The sequence below is a fragment of the Pseudomonas sp. FGI182 genome (assembly GCF_000511325.1).
GTDB classification, from domain to species: Bacteria; Pseudomonadota; Gammaproteobacteria; order Pseudomonadales; family Pseudomonadaceae; genus Aquipseudomonas; species Aquipseudomonas putida_Z.
The window spans coordinates 4275871-4294804 of sequence record NZ_CP007012.1 but is presented as its reverse complement, the minus strand read 5'-3'; the positions used below and the strand labels follow the sequence as shown (position 1 = coordinate 4294804).

At 64.7% G+C, this 18934-nt stretch carries 17 protein-coding genes; 8 read left to right on the top strand and 9 right to left on the bottom strand.

Going from position 1 to position 18934, the window contains the following annotated elements:
- The first annotated feature begins 122 nt into the window (after positions 1–122).
- Both C163_RS18945 and C163_RS18940 read left to right on the top strand, forming a co-directional pair.
- Positions 123–1688, top strand: a complete 1566-nt coding sequence (locus C163_RS18945; protein ID WP_025340152.1) for a PAS domain-containing methyl-accepting chemotaxis protein — start codon at positions 123–125, stop codon at positions 1686–1688.
- Between the two features lie 164 nt (positions 1689–1852).
- Complete coding sequence (locus tag C163_RS18940; protein WP_025340151.1) at positions 1853–2452, top strand: tRNA-uridine aminocarboxypropyltransferase; 600 nt, start codon at positions 1853–1855, stop codon at positions 2450–2452.
- 128 nt (positions 2453–2580) lie between these two features.
- Here the strand turns inward: C163_RS18940 and C163_RS18935 are convergent, their stop codons facing one another.
- The 3 genes from C163_RS18935 to C163_RS18925 all read right to left on the bottom strand — a co-directional run bounded on the left by C163_RS18935 (position 2581) and on the right by C163_RS18925 (position 5211).
- Complete coding sequence (locus C163_RS18935) at positions 2581–3939, bottom strand: TolC family outer membrane protein (protein WP_025340150.1); 1359 nt, start codon at positions 3937–3939, stop codon at positions 2581–2583.
- Positions 3940–4250: 311 nt separating this feature from the next.
- Positions 4251–4670, bottom strand: coding sequence for a YbaN family protein (locus C163_RS18930; protein ID WP_177325768.1), 420 nt, complete (start codon positions 4668–4670; stop codon positions 4251–4253).
- Positions 4624–5211, bottom strand: a complete 588-nt coding sequence (locus C163_RS18925; protein WP_025340148.1) for a YecA family protein — start codon at positions 5209–5211, stop codon at positions 4624–4626. Before C163_RS18925 ends, C163_RS18930 begins: the two co-directional genes overlap by 47 nt.
- Positions 5212–5457: 246 nt before the next feature.
- Between C163_RS18925 and recQ the strand changes: the two genes are divergently transcribed.
- Positions 5458–7605 carry a DNA helicase RecQ gene (gene recQ, locus C163_RS18920; protein WP_025340147.1) on the top strand — a complete coding sequence of 716 codons (2148 nt, stop codon included), beginning with the start codon at positions 5458–5460 and terminating at the stop codon, positions 7603–7605.
- Between the two features lie 150 nt (positions 7606–7755).
- On the top strand, positions 7756–8193 hold the full coding sequence (locus tag C163_RS18915; RefSeq protein WP_013973685.1) for a MarR family transcriptional regulator: 438 nt from the start codon (positions 7756–7758) through the stop codon (positions 8191–8193).
- Positions 8194–8308: 115 nt separating this feature from the next.
- Here the strand turns inward: C163_RS18915 and C163_RS18910 are convergent, their stop codons facing one another.
- Positions 8309–10495, bottom strand: a complete 2187-nt coding sequence (locus C163_RS18910; protein WP_025340146.1) for a patatin-like phospholipase family protein — start codon at positions 10493–10495, stop codon at positions 8309–8311.
- A gap of 67 nt (positions 10496–10562) precedes the next feature.
- On the opposite strand from C163_RS18910, the gene C163_RS18905 reads away from it, so the two are divergent.
- Complete coding sequence (locus C163_RS18905; RefSeq protein WP_025340145.1) at positions 10563–10844, top strand: SelT/SelW/SelH family protein; 282 nt, start codon at positions 10563–10565, stop codon at positions 10842–10844.
- 1 nt (position 10845) lies between these two features.
- Here the strand turns inward: C163_RS18905 and C163_RS18900 are convergent, their stop codons facing one another.
- Both C163_RS18900 and C163_RS18895 read right to left on the bottom strand, forming a co-directional pair.
- A complete protein-coding gene (locus tag C163_RS18900; RefSeq protein WP_025340144.1) occupies positions 10846–11736 on the bottom strand; it encodes a DMT family transporter in 891 nt (296 codons plus the stop codon).
- A gap of 178 nt (positions 11737–11914) precedes the next feature.
- The gene (locus C163_RS18895; protein WP_025340143.1) at positions 11915–12688 is read right to left on the bottom strand and encodes an AraC family transcriptional regulator; all 774 of its coding nucleotides are present in this window, start codon (positions 12686–12688) and stop codon (positions 11915–11917) included.
- Between the two features lie 131 nt (positions 12689–12819).
- On the opposite strand from C163_RS18895, the gene C163_RS18890 reads away from it, so the two are divergent.
- Complete coding sequence (locus C163_RS18890; protein WP_025340142.1) at positions 12820–13632, top strand: UDP-2,3-diacylglucosamine diphosphatase; 813 nt, start codon at positions 12820–12822, stop codon at positions 13630–13632.
- A 142-nt stretch (positions 13633–13774) separates the two neighbouring features.
- On the opposite strand, the gene C163_RS18885 is transcribed toward C163_RS18890, so the two are convergent.
- On the bottom strand, positions 13775–14086 hold the full coding sequence (locus C163_RS18885; protein ID WP_025340141.1) for a DUF962 domain-containing protein: 312 nt from the start codon (positions 14084–14086) through the stop codon (positions 13775–13777).
- A 152-nt stretch (positions 14087–14238) separates the two neighbouring features.
- Between C163_RS18885 and C163_RS18880 the strand changes: the two genes are divergently transcribed.
- Positions 14239–15300: an AraC family transcriptional regulator gene (locus tag C163_RS18880; protein WP_025340140.1), complete on the top strand. Its 1062-nt coding sequence runs from the start codon at positions 14239–14241 to the stop codon at positions 15298–15300.
- Here C163_RS18880 and C163_RS18875 read toward each other — a convergent pair.
- Positions 15257–16711: a TrkH family potassium uptake protein gene (locus tag C163_RS18875; protein ID WP_013973677.1), complete on the bottom strand. Its 1455-nt coding sequence runs from the start codon at positions 16709–16711 to the stop codon at positions 15257–15259. The genes C163_RS18880 and C163_RS18875 overlap by 44 nt on opposite strands.
- A 102-nt stretch (positions 16712–16813) precedes the next feature.
- Between C163_RS18875 and C163_RS18870 the strand changes: the two genes are divergently transcribed.
- On the top strand, positions 16814–17371 hold the full coding sequence (locus C163_RS18870; RefSeq protein WP_025340139.1) for a nitroreductase family protein: 558 nt from the start codon (positions 16814–16816) through the stop codon (positions 17369–17371).
- Positions 17372–17533: 162 nt separating this feature from the next.
- On the opposite strand, the gene C163_RS18865 is transcribed toward C163_RS18870, so the two are convergent.
- Entirely contained in the window at positions 17534–18874 is a 1341-nt protein-coding gene (locus tag C163_RS18865) for a HAMP domain-containing sensor histidine kinase (protein WP_025340138.1), read from the bottom strand.
- Between the last annotated feature and the right edge of the window lie 60 nt (positions 18875–18934).

The following is an 18934-nucleotide window of genomic DNA, read 5'->3' as shown; positions in this document are numbered from 1 at the left end:
ATTTCGTCGGCCCCCGTTAAATTGTTGGTGCCGCTGACCGACAACATAATGGCGCCCTGCTATATATCAAATCAGTGTGTGCTGCTGACTTCCTCCCTTTAATCCTGCAAGGATTGCCCAAGATGCGCATGAATTTGCCCGTCACTGAGCACGAAAGAACCTTTCCCAACGATCAGCGCCTGATTTCCACCACTGACCTCAACAGCCGCATCACCTACTGCAACGACGCTTTCGTGGCGATCAGCGGGTTCACCTACGACGAGCTGGTCGGCCAACCCCACAACCTGGTGCGCCATCCGGACATGCCTCCGGCCGTGTTCGGCCACATGTGGGAAACCATCAAACAAGGCAAACCGTGGATGGGCGTAGTCAAGAACCGGGCGAAGAACGGTGATTACTACTGGGTCAGCGCCTATGTCACGGCCGTCTACGAGCAGGGCCGCATCAGTGGCTACGAGTCGGTGCGCTCGGTGCCCACCCGTGAGCAGATCCGCCGCGCCGAGGCGTTGTACGCGCGCTTGCGGGCTGGCCGCGCGCCGGTGCCGTGGGCGGCCCGTCTGGGGTATGGCCTGGGTCACGGTTGGCCATTGATCGGTGCGGGCCTGCTGTCGGCGGCGGGCTACCTGTGGCTACCGCCCTACGCGGCGCTCGGGGTGCTGATGGCCAGCCTGCTGCTGGCCTGGTATCTGGTCGAGCACCGGCAGAACCAGGCCATCCGCCGCACGCTGGCCGAGCACCCCAAGGCCTTCACCAGCCCGCTGGTGGCACTGACCTACAGCGATAACCCAGGCCTGCAAGGCCAGCTGGATCTTGCCATCATCAGCGAGGAAGCACGCCTGCAAACGGCCTTGACCCGCCTGGTGGATGCCGGGGTCGGGGTGAAGTCGCGGGCGGCGCAGTCGTCCGACTTGTCCGATGCCCAGGCACAGATGCTCGACCGCCAGCGCAGCGAGACCGATCAGTCCGCCGCCGCCATCGCGCAGATGGCGGCGACCATTCAGCAGGTTACCCATAACGTGCAGAGCACGGCGCACGCAGCGGGCGATGCCGACCAGCTGGCGCAGCAGGGCAGCGAGCTGGCGATGCAGAGCCTGCAGGCCATGGGCAGCATGAGCAATGCGGTCAACGACATCGGCCAGGCGGTCAATGCCCTGGCCGAGCAGACCCAGTCGATCGGCAGCGTGGTCGATGTGATTACCTCGATCGCCGAGCAGACCAACCTGCTGGCGCTCAACGCAGCCATCGAGGCGGCGCGTGCCGGCGAACAGGGGCGCGGGTTTGCCGTGGTGGCGGATGAGGTGCGATCGCTGGCCCAGCGCACCCGTGCCTCGACCGAGGAGATCCACCAGATCATCGCCTCGTTGCGTGCCGGGGCAGAGCGCGCGGTGAGCACCGCCAGCCGTGGCGAGCAGATCTCTCGGGACAGCGTGCACAGTGTCGAGGCGGTGCAGGCAGCGTTGAGCGGGATTGCCCAGGCGGTCAGCCGCATCACCGGCATGAGCCAGCAGATGGCGACGGCGTCGGAGCAGCAGAGCCATGTGGCCGAGGACATCAACCAGCAGATCGTGCGCATAGCCCACCTGTGCGATCAGAGTGCCGGGCAGGCCAGGCAGGGCGCGGAAATCAGCCAGGACCTGGAGCGCATGGCGGAGTACCTGCATAGCCTGGCGGAGCGGTTCAATCGTTGAGATTGCCGGGGCCGCCTTGCGGCCCTTTCGCCGGCAAGCCAGCTCCCACAGGTATTGCACAAGGCTCAGGCCTGTGGTGATTCTGTGGGAGCTGGCTTGCCGGCGAATGGCCCGCAAAGCGGGCCCCGGTTCTGTGGCAAACTGTTCCCGCCAAGGAGAACCCCATGCCCAGACCCCGCTGCGAGCGCTGCCAGCGCCCGCTCGACCATTGCCTCTGCCCACTGATCCCCGCACTCGACAGCCGCACCCGCGTCATCCTGCTGCAGCACCCCAGTGAAACCACCCATGCCCTGAATACCGCCCGCCTGGCCGCCCTTGGCCTGAACAATGCCGAGTTGCGGGTAGGCGAGGTATTCGATGACCTGAATGAATTGCTGGCGACCCCTGGTTACCGGCCAGCCCTGCTGTTCCCGGGTGACGACGCCCAGGAATTGCTGGCCTATGGCGAGACGGACGACCAACCCTTGCTGTTGATCGTGCCCGACGGCACCTGGCGCAAGGCGCGCAAGTTGTTGTACCTGAACCCGTTGCTGGAGGCGTTGCCGCGGGTGACGCTGGGGGCTGTCGCGCCTTCACGCTACCGCTTGCGCAAGGCGCCGGAGGCGGGGGCGTTATCGACTATCGAGGCGGTGGTGAGAGCGCTGAACGCGTTGGAGCAGCCTGCCTGTTTCGATGCGCTGCTGGCACCGTTCGAGGCGTTGATCGAGGGGCAGATCAGGGCCATGGGTTTGGAGACGTTCCAGCGTAACCATGGTAGCGAGTGAGGGCAGGGGGCTGCTTTGCAGCCCATTCGCAGCACAAGGCTGCTCCTACAGGAAAGCGCGCAACATCTGTAGGAGCAGCCTTGTGCTGCGAATGGGCCGCAAAGCGGCCCCGGCTATCTCGAACCCGATCAACGCATATCAGGCAAACGTGCCTCGGTGCGTACTTCGGTGGTAGCCAGCGCTTCCGGCGGCAGCGAAATACGCTGCTTGCTCAGCAGCTCGCCCATGGTCGCCAGCACGCGGTAGCGCGAGAACTCCTCGGTATAGCGCACCTCGGTGTAGCGGCGGTCGGCGTTGTACAGCTCGTTTTCACTGTCGAGCACGTCGAGCAGGGTACGTTGGCCCAGGCCGAACTGGTCCTGGTAGGCGGCACGCACGCGCTTGGTGGTCTCGGCGTATTCACGCGCGGTCGGCAGCTGCTTGCTGGCGTTGTTCATGGCGTTCCACGCCAGGCTCAGGTTTTCGGTCAGCTCACGCAGGGCGTTGTTGCGGATGTCCAGGGCCTGGTTGATCTTGTGCGCGTCGGACTGCAGGCGGGCCTTGTCGCTGCCGCCGCGGAACAGGTTGTAGTTCATCTCCACGCCAGCTTGCCAGTCGTTGTTGTTGTGGCCTTTCTCGCCGCTGGTGTTGTTGTTGGCACCGGTAGCCAGAATGGCGTCGAAGCGAGGGTAGAAGGTCGACTTGGCCACTTCGTATTGCTGCTCGGCAGCATTCACGTCAGCCTGGGCAGACTTGATGTACGGGTTGTTCTGGCGCATGCCGTCGCGGGCTTCGTCGAGGGTGCCAGGCACCTCGCCCTTGATGGTCTGCGGGCTTTCCAGCTCGTCCGGCATGCGGCCGACGACGCTGTAGAAGTTGGCCTCGGCATCGGCCAGGTCGACTTCGGCGGTGTCCAGGTTGTTTTCCGCCAGGGCGCGACGTGCGCGGGACTGGTCAAGGTCGGCGGTGCTGCCGACGCCACGCTCGTTGCGCAGGCCGATCTGGTCGTTGACTCGCAGGTGGGCTTGCAGGTTGTTCCTGGCCAGGGTCACCAGTTCACGGCGCTTGAGCACTTCCAGGTACACCTCGACTGCACGCAGGGCGACATCCTGGGCAACGGCCTGGGTGTAGTAGGCGCGGGAGGTGGAGACTGCTTCGGTGCGGCCCACTTCATTCGAGGTGTTGAAGCCGTCGAAGATCATCTGCCGCAGGCGCAGTTCGGACTGGGTGTAGTTGAGGGTTTCCTTGTTGTGGTTGCCCTCGGCACGCGTCGTGGTGTTGTCCGAACGCTGGCGGCCATAGCCGGCGACCAGATCCACGGAAGGGTAGTAGCCACCACGCGCGAACTTCACATCTTCATCGGCCGACAGCTTGCTGTTGCGGTTGGAGCTGACCTGCGGGTGGTAGTCCACGGCGCTCTGGACAGCCTCGGTGATCGACATCGCCTGTACGTTGGCACTCGCCAGGGCCAACAGTAATGCACTGGTGATGGGGTTCAAAACGCGCATGGTACATCTCCCTGATCCTGGAATTTATCCTGCTGCTCGCCAAAAAAATGACGATAAAGTTATTGCATATAGTGTTGCAGGTTTTTAATAACACAGCTAAGTACATTCAACGCGATAGATAAGAAGATTTATTCATATCAAATTGCCATATCATATATAAATTGTCTAATAGGCTCGCAGAAGAACCCAGGGAATGGCAGCGGAAAAGTCCATGAAAGCCAATCAATACGGGGGTTTAACGGAGTTCCAGAATCATTTCGGATAAGGAAAATAATCGTTAGGCGAAATTGATATTTGGCGACAGAATATTGTCACTTTGGCTTGTGCAAAGTTTTCTGGCTGAGGATGTACAGGCTTACCAGTACGGCGCTGGTCAACATGAAGGTGCGCGCCCAGAACAGGGGCACCAGATAGCACGACAGGCCGATGCTGGCCCACATCAGGCCGATGGCGTAGACCTTGCCCTTGAGGGGGATGCCTTCACCACTGAGGTAGTCGCGGATCCATGGCCCGAGCTTGGGGTGATGGACCAGCCAGTGGTGAAAGCGCGGCGAGCTGCGGGCAAAGCAGGCGGCCGCCAATAGCAGGAACGGGGTGGTGGGCAATACCGGCAGGAATATCCCCAACACCCCCAACGCGACGCTGAGCCAGCCAGTGGCCAGCAGCAGGTAGCGCACAGGCGACTCAGTGGTGGCGTGGCTTGAGCAGCGCCGGTTTTTCGTCTGGGGCATGCAGCAGCAGGAACAGCGCCGTCAGCGCTTCGGGGATCTGTACGATCATGTCGTCCTGCAGGTTGGCGTTGCTGGCGATGTCGGCGAACTCCGGCTGCTCGTCGAACAGGCCCGAGCCGACCATGATCGGCAGCAGCATCTCGCTGACTTCTTCCTCGGCGTTCTCGAACCAGGCCTCTTCACGCAGGAATACGCCTTCCATGAAGCCGATGCACCAGCCGCGCAGGTCGGAATCGTCCGGCTCGTCGGTCAGGTCGAGGTCGCATGGCAGCTCGAACTCGTCGTCGCTGGCCAGCTGGCGGGCGATGTGCGCTTTCAGCGCCACCAGGGTGGCCTCGATCTCGGTACGCTGAGCATCGCTGGCGTAGTGCGGCTCTTCAGCGAACAGGGCGTCGATCCACTCGCGCTCGGGCACTTCCTCGGCATTGATCGAGAGGGCGGTGAGGTAGCCGTGGGCGGCGACATAGTCCAGCGCTTCCTCGTGCAGCTCGTCGGCGTCGAGGAAGGCTTGCAGGCGGGTCAGTTGCTCGGCGAAGGACATTACAGGGCTACCTTGGGGAATAAACGATAACGAATTCTAGCACCTTGCGACGGCGGCGGGGTAAAGGGAACGTCTATCGCCGTGGTGTCCTGCGCGGGGCGGTGCTGCGGTATACTCCGCGATTTTTCATCCAGGGGCAGGGTTTGCCGGCTACCTGGCAAAAACCGCTTACGCATTTGGCGTGTGCGGGGCGGGTTTTTCGTCCAGCCTGTATCCGGGATGGTACGGCGATTTGTGGAGTTGCACATGCTCGAACAGGCTCAGCGCGTTCTCAAGGACGTCTTCGGCTACGACAGTTTCCGCGGGCGCCAGGCAGCGATCATCGACTGCGTGGCCAATGGCGGCGATGCCCTGGTGCTGATGCCCACCGGCGGCGGCAAGTCATTGTGTTTCCAGGTGCCGGGGCTGCTGCGCCCGGGCCTGACGGTGGTGGTCTCGCCACTGATCGCGCTGATGGACGACCAGGTCGCCACGCTCGACGAACTGGGTGTGCCGGCCGCTGCGCTGAACTCCACGCTGACCCCGGAGCAGCAGCGTGATCTGGCCGGGCGCCTGCGCCGTGGCGAAGTGAAGATGCTGTACCTGGCGCCCGAGCGCCTGGTGCAGCCGCGCATGCTCGACTTCCTGCGCGATCTGGATATCTCGCTGTTCGCCATCGACGAGGCCCACTGCGTGTCGCAATGGGGCCACGATTTCCGCCCCGAATACCTGCAACTGGGCCAGCTGGCCGAGCTGTTCCCCCATGTGCCGCGCATCGCGCTGACCGCCACCGCCGACATGCGCACCCGCGAGGAGATTGTCCAGCGCCTGCACCTGCAAGGCGCAGAGCGCTTCCTGTCGAGTTTCGACCGGCCCAACATCTTCTACCGCATCGTGCCCAAGGAGGCGCCGCGCAAGCAGCTGATGGCGTTCCTCGGCGAGCGCCGCGGCAACGCCGGTATCGTCTATTGCCTGTCGCGCAAGAAAGTCGACGAAACCGCCGCCTTCCTCTGTGACCAGGGCTTCCCCGCGCTGCCGTATCACGCCGGCCTGGCTGCCGAGACGCGTGCAGCCAACCAGCACCGCTTCCTCAACGAGGAAGGGCTGATCATGGTCGCCACCATCGCCTTCGGCATGGGTATCGACAAGCCCAACGTGCGCTTTGTCGCCCACCTTGACCTGCCCAAGTCGCTCGAGGCGTACTACCAGGAGACCGGCCGTGCCGGCCGTGACGGGTTGCCGTCCGATGCCTGGATGGCCTACGGGCTGCAGGACATGGTGATGCTCAAGCAGATGCTGCAGAACTCCGAAGGTGACGAGCGCCACAAGCGCATCGAGCAGCACAAGCTCGACGCCATGCTGGCCCTGTGCGAAGAAACCCGCTGCCGCCGCCAGTCGCTGCTGGCCTATTTCGACGAAACCCTCGAGCAACCGTGCGGGCACTGTGACAACTGTGTCGACCAGGTGCAGACCTGGGACGCCACCGAGCCGGCCCGTCAGGCGCTGTCGGCGGTGTTCCGCACCGGCCAGCGCTATGGCGTCGGTCACCTGGTCGATGTGCTGTTGGGCAAGGACACCGAGAAGGTGCGCAATTTCGGCCACGAGAAGCTCTCGGTGTTTGGCGTCGGCAAGGGGCTGGCCGAAGTCGAGTGGCGTTCGCTGTTCCGTCAGCTGGTGGCGCGCGGCCTGGTCGACATCGATCTGGAAGGCTACGGCGGCCTGCGCCTGTCCGACAGCTGCCGGCCGCTGCTGCGTGGCGAAGTGACCTTGCAGCTGCGCCGTGACCTCAAGCCGCAGACCACCGCCAGGACTTCGTCGTCCAGTGGCGGCAGCCCGGCCAGCCAGCTGGTGCGTGCCGAAGAGCGCGAACTGTGGGAAGCGCTGCGTACCCTGCGGCGCAAGCTGGCCGAGGAGCACAGCGTGCCGCCCTACGTCATCTTCCCCGACTCGACGCTGCTGGAGATGCTGCGCAGCCAGCCGGCCAGCCTCAGCGACATGGCCCAGGTCAGCGGCGTGGGCGCGCGCAAGCTGGAGCGTTATGGCCAGGCCTTCCTCGAGGTGCTGAACAACAGCGGCGGCACCGACGAAGCGCCGAAAGTGGTACTCGACCTGCGCCACGAACTGGTCAGCCTGGCCCGTGCCGGCATGACTCCGGCGCAGATCGCCGGGCAGCTCAACTGCAGCGAGAAGAACGTCTACAGCCTGTTGGCCGAGGCGTTGGGCCGCCAGGAACTGAGCCTGGAACAGGCCCTGGACCTGCCGGAAGACCTGTTGATGGAAGTGCAGGATGCCTTCCTCGATGGCGAGGGCGAGCTTCCACCGGTATCGGCGATTGCGCCACTGTTCGGGGCGCGGGTACCGGAGGGCGTGCTGTACTGCGTGCGGGCTGCGCTGGCGGCCGAGTTCGAGCTGTAAGTGACGACAGGATCGAAGGCAGAACTGCCATCTGCTGACCTTTGTCATGTTTTTTGACGATTATCGAACATTCCAGGGTGCCCGAGCCTTGCCTCGTGGGACGGGCCATGGTTAGCTGCCTAATAATTAGATCTGTTCAATGAGTTGCTTATGCCCCTGACCGACAACCAACACCGCTTCGGCATGCAGCTGGCCCAGATGTCCCGGGGTTGGCGTGCCGAGCTGGACCGCCGCCTGGCCGGGCTCAACCTGTCCCAGGCGCGCTGGCTGGTGTTGCTGCACCTGGCCCGTTTCGAAGAGGCCCCGACCCAGCGTGAGCTGGCCCAGAGCGTGGGCGTCGAAGGCCCGACCCTGGCGCGCCTGCTCGACAGCCTGGAGGCGCAGGGGCTGGTACGCCGGCAAGCGGTGCTGGAAGACCGGCGGGCGAAGAAGATTGTGCTGTGCCCGCCGGCCAAACCGCTGATCGACCAGATCGAGACCATTGCCAATCAACTGCGGGTAGAGCTGTTCACCGGGGTTGACGAGGCGGAGCTGCAGGTGTGCATGCGGGTGCATGCCAAGATCCTGGCCAACCTGGAGAAATCCTGAGGGGCCTGGGGCCGCTTTGCGGCCCATCGCGACACAAGGCCGCTCCTACAGGGGATCGCGTACTCCTGTAGGAGCGGCCTTGTGTCGCGATGGGCTGCAAGGCAGCCCCGACGGTTCAGAAGGTATGCCCAAGGTTCAGGTACACCGCCTGCTCATGCGCACTGTTGGCCCCGTAGCTCAGGTTCAACGGCCCCAACGGCGTCTCCAGCCCCAGGAAGATGCTCGCCGCATTGATGTAGCCACTGTCGAACTCGTTGTCGTTGTTCCACGCCCGCCCTCGCTCCAGCGACCCGCCGATGTACAGCGGGAAGTCCAGCGGCACGTAGGCCCGTGGTGTCAGGCGGCGGTAGTAGACCATGCGCATCAGGCTCACGTTCTGCCCCGACACCGAGTCCTGGCGGAAGCCTGACAGCTCCCGCGCGCCACCCAGCACGAAGCTCGAGGTCACCACTTCGGTATCATCCAGCGTGCGCCCGTAGCGCCCGCCCAGCACGAAGGTGTTCGGCCCGCTGCTGAGGGCCTTGTCCAGGTTGAACATCCACTGCCGGTAATCCTGGTCGGAATCCAGCGACTGGTCATACTTGCGCAAGGTCAGGCCGATATCCTCGCCGCTGTGCGGGAAGTACACGTTGTCGAGGGTGTCGAACGAGTACTTCAGCTCGTAGAAACCTTCGTTGAAACTGACCTTGGGCAGGTCTTGGTCGCCGATGCGTACCTCGGCCTCGCCCCAGGCCTTGCCCACGCCCAGGCGCACTTCGCCGTTGGTACCGATCTGTCGCCCCACGTTAAGGCCAAAGCCGTAACGCTCCAGGCGGTACTCGGCCACCGGGTCGTTGTCCAGGGTGGCTTCGATGTTCTGCGAGCTGAAGTCCAGGTACGGCGCGATGAAGTAGCGCGAGCCCACGTCCAGCGGCTGGTAGAACTCGCTGTACAACTCCTGCTGGTCGCCGATCTGGCCACGGGTCAGCCATTCGGCGCCGAGGCTGTTGATGCCGTTGACCCGGTAGCTGGCGCCCAGGTTGAAGGCGCTGTCGCCGCGCAGGTCGTCCGACAGGTTCAGGCCCAGGCGCAGGTAGTCGGTGCCACCGCGTCGGCCGCGGGCGTTGATCACCAGGGTGTTGTCGTCGCCCTTGTGCACCACGCGGTACTGCACCCGGTCGAAGTAGTCCAGGCCGTACAGCGTGCCCATGTCGGTCTGCAGGCGGCCTAGCTCCAGCGGCGCATCGATCGGTTGGCGGATGTACGAGCGGATGACCTCGTCGCTGACCTTGGAGTCGTTTTCGATCCTGATCGCGGTGATCGTCGGCGTGCGCTGGCGCGGCGAGCGAGCCACGGCCAGGCTGCTGTCACCTTCGGGCTGGCGCAGGGCGGCAAGGCGCGGGTCAAGCAGGCGGGTGGCGCGGTAGCCGGCCTCGATCATTTCCCGGGCGCGGCCAAAATCGGTGACGCCAAAGGCGGTCAGCGGTGGCTGGATGAGGATGTCGTCGCTGTGCAGGCTGGCCAGTTGTTCTTCCGAGTTGCGCCGGGTCATCAGGGTGATCGACTGGTTGAGCACATCGACCACCGTGGCCAGCTGCTTGCGGTCACGCAGCGGGGTGCCGATGTCGACCACGATGGCCAGGTCCACACCCATTTCGCGGGCGACGTCCACCGGGATGTTGTCGACCATGCCGCCGTCCACCAGCAGCCGGCCGTCCAGTTCGACCGGGGCGAACACCGCCGGGATCGACATGCTGGCGCGGATCACCTGGGGCAGGTGGCCACGGCGGAACACCACCTTTTCGCCACTGGCAATGTCGGTGGCCACTGCGCGGAAGGGAATGGGCAGCTTGTCGAAGTCCCGGGTGTCGGCGGTATGCGCCAGCTTGCTTTCCAGCAGCAGCGCCAGGTTCTGGCCCTGGATCACCCCCAGCGGCAGGCCCAGGCTGCCGTCGTCGCGAAAGCTGAGCTTCTGCTTGACCAGGAAGTCGCGGTCATCCTGCTTGCGCCGGAACGGCACATCCTTGCGCGGCGGGGCGTCGGACAGCGCCTGTTGCCAGTCGAGGGTGGTGGCGAGTTTTTCCAGCTCTTCGACACTGTAGCCCGAGGCATACAGGCCGCCGACCACCGCGCCCATGCTGGTGCCGGCGATGGCGTCGATGCGCACGCCCTGTTCCTCCAGGGCCTTGAGCACACCGATGTGGGCCAGACCACGGGCCGCGCCCCCCGACAGCACCAGGCCAACCTTGGGCCTGGCCGGTTCGGCGGCAAATACCGTGAGGGAGGTGAGGGTGAGCAGGAAACAGAACAGCAAACGGCGCATCGTGAGTCTCAAACCGTGGGCTAAAGACCGCTAGTATAAGCGGCCCCTCACCTGGAGATGCCTCACCATGGCCGACAGCAAACCGGAAATCGTCATCACGTATTGCACGCAGTGCCAATGGCTGCTGCGTGCCGCCTGGCTGGCCCAGGAACTGCTCAGCACCTTCACCGACGACCTTGGCCGGGTGGCCCTGGAGCCTGGCACCGGCGGTATCTTCCGCATCACCTGCAATGGCGTGCAGATCTGGGAGCGCAAGGCCGACGGTGGTTTCCCCGAGGCCAAGGTGCTGAAGCAGCGGGTGCGCGACCAGATCGACCCGCAGCGTGACCTGGGCCACAACGACCGCTGAATCAGGCGCCCTCGGCCAGTGGCCGCTGCCTGGGCGGTTGCTCGGCGGCCAGGCGGCTGGACAGCACGATGGCGAAGATGATCAGCGCGCCGCCCAGCAGCATGCGCAGGGTCGGGGTTTCGGCGAACACCACCCAGGCCACGGCAATGCCGTAGACCGGTTCCATGCCGAACACCACGGCGGCGGTGCGCGCCTTGATCACCGACAGGCTGGCGACGAACAGGCTGTGCGCCACGCCGGTGCAGAAGATGCCGAGCAGGGCGATCCACAGCCAGTCCATGGTGGCTACGCCGGCCAGGTCCGGTGCCGCGAACGGCAGCAGGCACAAGCCCACCACCAGGTTCTGCCACAGCGCCGCCTGCACTGCAGGCAGACGGCCGGAGCCGGCGCGGTTGGTGAGTGACAGCAGGGAGAACAGCAGCCCCGACAGCAATGACCAGAGCAGGCCGCCGGTGGCTTCACTGGCCAGGTCGAATGCTGGCGTGACCAATACCAGGCCGATGCTGACCAGCAACACCAGCAAAGCCTCGTTGCGGCGGATGCGTTCGCGGAACAGCAGGCCTTCGAGGATCACGGTAAAGGCCGGGAAGCTGGCGAAGCCGAGGGTGGCGATGGCCACGCCGGCGACCTTTACCGCGATGAAGAAACTGACCCAGTGCCCGGCCAGCAGCACGCCGCCGAGCAGCAGGCGACGGGCGTCCTGGCCGCTCAGGCGTTGCCAGCCCGGCCCGGCCAGGCTGGCGAACAGGGCCAGGGCGAGCACGGCGAAGGCGGCGCGGCCGAAGACGATGATCGCCGGGCTGGCGCTGGCGGCCAGTTTGCCGAAGACGCCGGTGAGGCCGAAGAACAGCGCGCCGATGTGCAGGGCGCCGAGGGCGGTGCGGTGGTTCATGGGTGGTCCTTGCTCAAGATCTCTACTGGCTGTGCCGGCCTTTTCGCGGGCATGCCCGCTCCCACAGGTACTGCACAGGTGTTGAAAACGGTGCAACACCTGTGGGAGCGGGCGCGCCCGCGAAAGGGCCGGTACAGGCTCAGTGTATAGGCTCAGAAGAATGCATTCTGTCGCAAGGCTAGTGTGAGTTGTCGCCAGACTCTCGCCGCAAAGCCAACGGCGTACACCCGAACGCCCGCAACATCGCCGCCGAAAACGCACTTTGCGAGCTGTACCCCACCTGCGCCGCAATCTCCCCCATCGGTAGCAAGGTCTGCATCACCAGCCGCCGCGCCTTGAGCAAGCGCCGCTGGCGAATGTAGTCCATCGGCGTCATCCCGCATTCCGCGGTAAAGCGCGCATGCAGGCGGGCACTGGACAACCCGGCGATGCGCGCTAGGTCAGCTACTTGCAGCGGGTAGGCGGCATGCCGCTCGATATGCGCATCGAAGGCGGCATAGGGCAGGCGCTGGCTGGCTGCGACGCTGGCTGCTGCCGTGGGGTTGAGGCTGGCCAGCAGCAGCGCTGCCCCTTGCCGGGCAATCAGCGGGTCGTGCATGGGGCTGGTCGCCAGCCAGTCCACCAATTGCTGCTGACGCTCGTCCAGGCCCAGAGCGGCGGGGCGGTCGAGCAGGCGGCGGCTGGCGTCGGCATGTTCGCCCAGTTGCTCGCGCAACCAGTAGTCCCCTGGTACATCCAGCACCAGGCAATCGCTGCCGCCATCGCTGGCGCAGGTGTGATGGGCGCCCGCCGGTACCACGATCAGCCCCTGTCGATCGATCCCGGCGCCATGTCCCTGCACCTCGAACTCCAGGCGCCCGCGCAGGCCGAACACCAGTTGCGGGTGTTCGTGGCTGTGGGCGATCAGGCTGTCGCGGTAATGGCGCAGCGAGAGGATCGGGCCGGCGGTCATGGGGAGAGTCGTCCTCGCAGGGCAGAACCGCATTGTGCCTCATTCCCTGCAGTCCATCACTCGTAACGGTTTTGCCACTGCGCTGTCATCCGCGCCTGCCAGTCTCCAGCAAACTGCGCCGGAGCCTGCCCATGACCCATGCCGAACTGTCCCGTCCCTCGCGCAAGCAACGCGTGCGTACCCTGTGGATTTCCGATGTGCATCTGGGCACCCGCGACTGCCAGGCCGAACACCTGTCGCAGTTCCTCAAGGGCTGCCAGGCCGACCGCATCTACCTGGTGGGCGATATCATCGATGGCTGGAAGCTGCGCGGCGGGATCTACTGGCCTCAAGCCCATACCAACGTGATCCGCCGCCTGCTGACCATGAGCAAGCGCGGCACCGAGGTGATCTACGTCACCGGCAACCATGACGAATTCCTGCGCCGTTACTCCAAGCTGATGCTCGGCAACATCCAGCTGGTGGACGAGGCCGAGCACCTGACCGCCGATGGCCGCCGCCTGCTGGTGATCCATGGCGACCAGTTCGATGTGATTACCCGTTACCACCGCTGGCTGGCGTTCCTCGGTGACCGTGCCTACGAGTTCACCCTGGTGCTCAACCGCTGGCTCAACCACTGGCGTGCCCGCTATGGATACGGCTATTGGTCGCTGTCGGCATACCTGAAGCACAAGGTCAAAGGCGCGGTGAACTTCATCAGCGACTTTGAGGATGCCATTGCCCACGAGTGCACCCGCCGCGGTTTTCATGGGGTGGTGTGTGGGCATATCCACCATGCCGAGATTCGCCAGGTGGGGGAGGTGGAGTACCTCAATTGCGGGGATTGGGTGGAGTCGTGCACGGCGCTGATCGAGCATTGGGATGGCACGATCGAGCTTTATCGGCTGGCGGAGGCGCAGGCGCGTGAAGCGCAGGCAGCGGCGGCGGTGCGCGAACCGGCGTAGGGGTTGAGGGCCAAGGGGGCTGCCTTGCAGCCCATCGCGACACAAGGCCGCTCCTACAACGACCGTGTAAGCCCGGAATTTACGCGGACCTTGTAGGAGCGGCCTTGTGTCGCGATGGGCCGCAAAGCGGCCCCAAAAAAATCTACAGGCTGATCTTGCCCAGCAGGATATCCCTGAACATCACGAAATCCCCGATCAGGCTATACAGCGGATGGGTAAAGGTCGCAGGCCGGTTCTTTTCGAAAAAGAAATGCCCGACCCAGGCAAAGCCGTAGCCGAACACGGGCAAGGCCAGCAGCAACAACCATTTGCCACTGCCGATGATATAGGCCAGCAGGGCTATCACCAGGCTGGTGCCGACAAAGTGCAGGCGGCGGCAGGTGGGGTTGCTGTGCTCCCCCAGGTAGTAAGGGTAGAACTCGGCAAAACTGCGAAACTGCGCTGTGCGGTTCATGACAGTGCTCCGGGATTAATACTTCTGGACAAGATGCACGGCGTGGAGCCTGAATCGAGTCTAGAGTGACTGGCGAGGCCTATCAGTGACAATAGGCGCCAATTGAATATCCTTGGGGTTCACCGCAGGAGCGGTCAGCATAAATGCCTGTCATGAGCGAAAGAACCACGTCAGCCAGCTGGGCATCAGGGATCGTGAAGGCACTCGAGCTGGAAGGGCTGGACTGCCGGGCCATGTTCAAGCAGCTGGGGCTGGATTTCGCTGCCCTCGACGACCCCGACGCGCGCTTTCCCCAGGACTCCATGACCCGGCTGTGGCAACTGGCAGTGGAACTGTCGGGCAACGAGGCCATAGGCCTGAACATGGCGCGGGTGGTACGCCCGGCGTCGTTCCATGTGGTGGGCTATGCGTTGATGTCCAGCCGCACCCTGGCCGAAGGCTTCGAGCGCCTGGTGCGTTACCAGCGCATCATCGCCGAAAGCTCCGACCTCAGCTTCGTCCTCGGCCCCGAGGGCTATTCGCTGATCCTGACCGTACACGGCGACCATCTGCCACCGACCCGGCACAGTGCCGAGGCATCGCTGGCCTGCGCGCTGGCGCTGTGCAGCTGGCTCAGCGGTCGGCCGGTGCAACCGCGCCGGGTGCTGGTGCAGGGGCCGCAGCCAAAGAATATCGAGCCGTACAAGGTGGCGTTCCATTCGCCGCTGGTGTTCGGGGCGCCGCACGATGCGCTGGTGTTCGAGCGCGCCGACATGGAGGCGCCGCTGCCCACCGCCAACGAAGCCATGGCCATCCTGCATGACCGCTTTGCCGGCGAATACCTGGCGCGTTTCTCGGAAAGCCGGGTCACCCACCGCGTGCGCCAGGTACTGTGCCGCATCCTGCCGCAGGGCGAGCCCAAGCGCGAAACCCTGGCCCAGGCCCTGCACCTGTCGCAGCGCACCTTGCAGCGGCGGCTGCAGGAAGAGGGCACCAGCTTCCAGACCCTGCTCGACGATACCCGCCGCGAACTGGCCGAACAGTACCTGGCGCAGCCAGGCATGACCCTGCTGGAAACCGCCTACCTGCTGGGTTTTGCCGACCCCAGCAACTTCTACCGGGCGTTCCGCCGCTGGTTCCATGCCACACCCAGTGAGTACCGCGCCCGCCTGGGTGCCGAGCCTGAGGTGGTCAGTGACGCCAGAACGCCGGCATGCACAACACTAGCACGGTGATGATTTCCAATCGGCCGAGCAGCATGCCGCTGGCGAGAATCCACTTGGCAGCGTCCGGCAGCGTGGCGTAGTTGCCCGACGGGCCGATCACTTCACCCAGGCCCGGGCCCACACCCGAGACCGTGCCTGCAGCGCCGGTCAGGGCGGTCATCCAGTCCACGCCAAGCAACGACAGCAGCAGCGCCATGACGCAGATGGTGATGGCGAAGAAGAACGAGAAAGTCAGGATCGAACGCACGATTTCTTCGTCGAGGCGGTGGCCGTTGTACTTCTGCTTGATCACCGCGCGTGGGTGGATCAGCTGGTTGAGGCTGGCCTTGAGCAGGATGTAGGCGACCTGGAAGCGGAAGATCTTGATGCCACCTGCCGTCGAGCCGGAGCAGCCGCCGACGAAGCCCAGGTAGAAGAACAGCATCAGCGAGAAGTTGCCCCACAGGCTGTAGTCACCCAGGGCGAAGCCGGTGGTGGTGACCACCGAAGTCACGTTCAGCGCCACGTGGCGCAGGGCGTCGAGCCAGTGCAGGTTGGTGGTGGCCCAGTACCAGGTGCCAAGCACCAGCCAGGTGACCACCAGCATGCCCAGCAAACCCTGCACCTGCTGGTCGCGGATCAGTGCCTTGCGGTTGCCGCGCAGGGTCGCCACGTAAAGGGTGAAGGGCAGGCTGCCGAGGATCATCACCACCACCGCGACCCAGTGCACGGCCGGGATATCCCACTTGGCCAGCGACTGGTCGGAGGTGGAAAAACCGCCAGTGGAAATCGCCGACATGGCGTGGTTGATCGCATCGAACGGGCTCATGCCGGCCCACCAGAAGCCCAGCGCGCCCAGGATCGAGAAGCCGACGTATACCCCCACGATCGACTTGGCGACCATGTGCGAGCGCGGCATGACCTTCTCCGAGCGGTCGGACGATTCGGTCTGGAACAGGCGCATGCCACCGATGCGCAGCAGCGGCAGGATCGCTACCGCCATGCCGATGAAGCCGATGCCGCCGAGCCAGTGCAGCATCGAGCGCCACATGAGGATGCCCGGTGACATGTTGTCCAGCCCGCTGAGCACCGTGGCGCCGGTGGCGGTGATGCCCGACATGCTTTCGAAGAAGGCGTCGGTGTAGCTGATGTGCTGGGTCAGCAGGAACGGCAGGGCGGCGAACACGCACACCACCAGCCAGCTGCTGACGGTCAGCAGGTACATGTCGCGCGGGCGCAGGTGCACATGTTCGGGGCGGCCCTGGAGCACCAGGGCCAGGCCGGCGATGAAGGTGATCAGGCTCGACCAGAGGAACGACGGCATGTCACGGGTGCGTTCGAAGATCACCAGGGTCGCCATGGGCACGGCCATGCTGACGGCGAGGGTAATCAGGAAGATGCCGATGATGAAACCAATGATCCTTAAGGTCGGCAACGCCATGTGATCTGCTCTGACTCGAAACGGAAGGGCGCCATTCTACCTATGGGTCTGGTGATGTAAACGCTAGAATGGCGGCACATTTACCTGCCAGGAGGGTAGCCGATGGAGGCTCTCGACGCATTGCTCAACCGTGTTTCCGTGCCACGCCTGACCGACCCGGCGCCCAATGCCGCCCAGCGCGAGGCGCTGTTCCAGGCCGCCCTGCGCGCCCCGGACCACGGCCAGCTGCGGCCGTGGCGCTTTCTCACCATCGAAGGCCAGGGCCGCGAGAAGCTGGGTGAGCTGTTCGCCGAAGCGCTGCAGCACAAGGGGGATGCCAGCCAGGCTGCCCTGGACAAGGCCCGCGCCATGCCCCTGCGGGCGCCGTTGCTGATCGTGGTGGTTGCCAAGCTGCAGGACCACTTCAAGGTGCCCAAGTCCGAGCAGCGGCTGGCGGCAGGCTGTGCGGCGCACGGCATCCTGATTGCGGCGCATGCGCAAGGTATCGGTGCGGTGTGGCGCACCGGGGATATGGCTTTCGATGCCCATGTGCACAAGGGCCTGGGGCTGGCCGCGAACGAGGAGCTGATCGGGTATCTGTATGTGGGTACGCCGCTGACCGAGCCGCGCACCGCGCCGATTCTGGAAACCGCTGATTTCGTCAGTGCCTGGGGCGAGTAACGCGGCCTTGGGCTGATTGCTCCATAGGGGCAGATGGCCTCTTCGCGGGCTCGCCCGCTCCCACAGGTACTACACAGGCCTTGAAGGCAGTGTTGTACTTGTGGGAGCGGCGGTGCGGCGACCCGACAAGCCCGCGAAAGGGCCGGGAGCATTTACATCAAATCAACTGCCTGTCGCTTCAGTCACAGGCAACTCCAGCCGCGCCACAAAGCCCCCTTGTGGATGGTTCTCCAGCACCAGGCTGCCGCCATGCCGCTCTGCCGCCTTGCGTGCAATCGCCAGCCCCAGCCCATGCCCCGGCGCTTCCTGCCCCGGCGCACGGAAGAACGGTTCCCCCAGCTGCGCCAGGTGTTCCGCCGCCGCTCCCGGCCCATGGTCACGCACGCTGATCACGATACGGTCTTGCTCGCGCACGGCGCTGACTTCGATCGGCTGCCCTTGCGGGTTGAAGCGCAGGGCGTTGCGCAGCAGATTGTCCACGGCACGCTCGATCAGCGTTGGCCAACCCTGCAAGGTCAACCCCGGTTGTGCCTCCAGGCGCACGTCCTGCTCTGGTGCGCTGAGCTGGGCGTCCTTGCGCACGCTGCCGAGCAGGGCGTTGAGGTCGACCGGCTCGGCATGGGCCTGTTCGGCATCGACCCGCGCCAAGGCGAGAATTTCGCTGATCAGGTCTTCCAGGCGGTCGCATTCGCGGGTCAGGCGTGGCCACAGCGCCTCACGCTGCTCAGGCTCGGCGCGCTCGGCCAAGGCCAGGGCGATACGCAGCCTGGCCAGCGGCGAGCGCAGTTCATGGGACACATCGCGCAGCAACTGGCGCTGGCTGCCGATGGTGCTTTGCAGGCGCGCCCCCATCCTGTTGAAGTCCTTGGCCAGCACGCCGAACTCGTCACGCCGCGCCGCCAGCTGCGCCAGGCTGTTCTGCTGGTAGGTGGTCTGGCCCAGGTCATGCACGGCGCTGCGCAGGCGGCTGAGCGGGCGGGTGATGGACAGGGTCACCAGCAGGCTGAACAGGGTCAGCACCACCAGGGCAATGCCCAGCGCACTGAGCGGCCACAACAGGCTTTCGCGGTGCCAGGCATCCAGCGCCGGGTGGGGGATGCGGTAGATCAGCAGGTACGTCTCGCCGGTGTCGGGGCTGGTGTATTCCTCGGTCAACCGGCGCCACGGCAGGCGCCGCTGGTCATTGTGCTGGCGTGCCTCGAAGGCCGCCGCACGGCGCGGGAAGGTGCCGGGCACCACGGCTTCGCCACTGTCGTCGAGCACCTGCACGTCGATCTTGTAGCGGTCCTTGCGCCGTTCCAGGAAGTGCTGTGCCGAAGCCAGGCCTTCCTGTTCGTAATGCTTGGCCCACTTGCTGGCCAGGGTATTCAGGCCCGGGTGGCGGCTGAGGATCCAGGCGTCCTGGTTGAGCATATGGCCCAGCAGGATCGACAGGCCCGCGACCAGGGTGATGGCCAGCCAGAAACTGGCCAGGATGCGCCAGAACAGTGAACGCAAGTGCACCTCCTGCAAACAAGAAAAGCCCGGCTCGCACTTAGGCGGGCCGGGCATCGGGCGGACAGC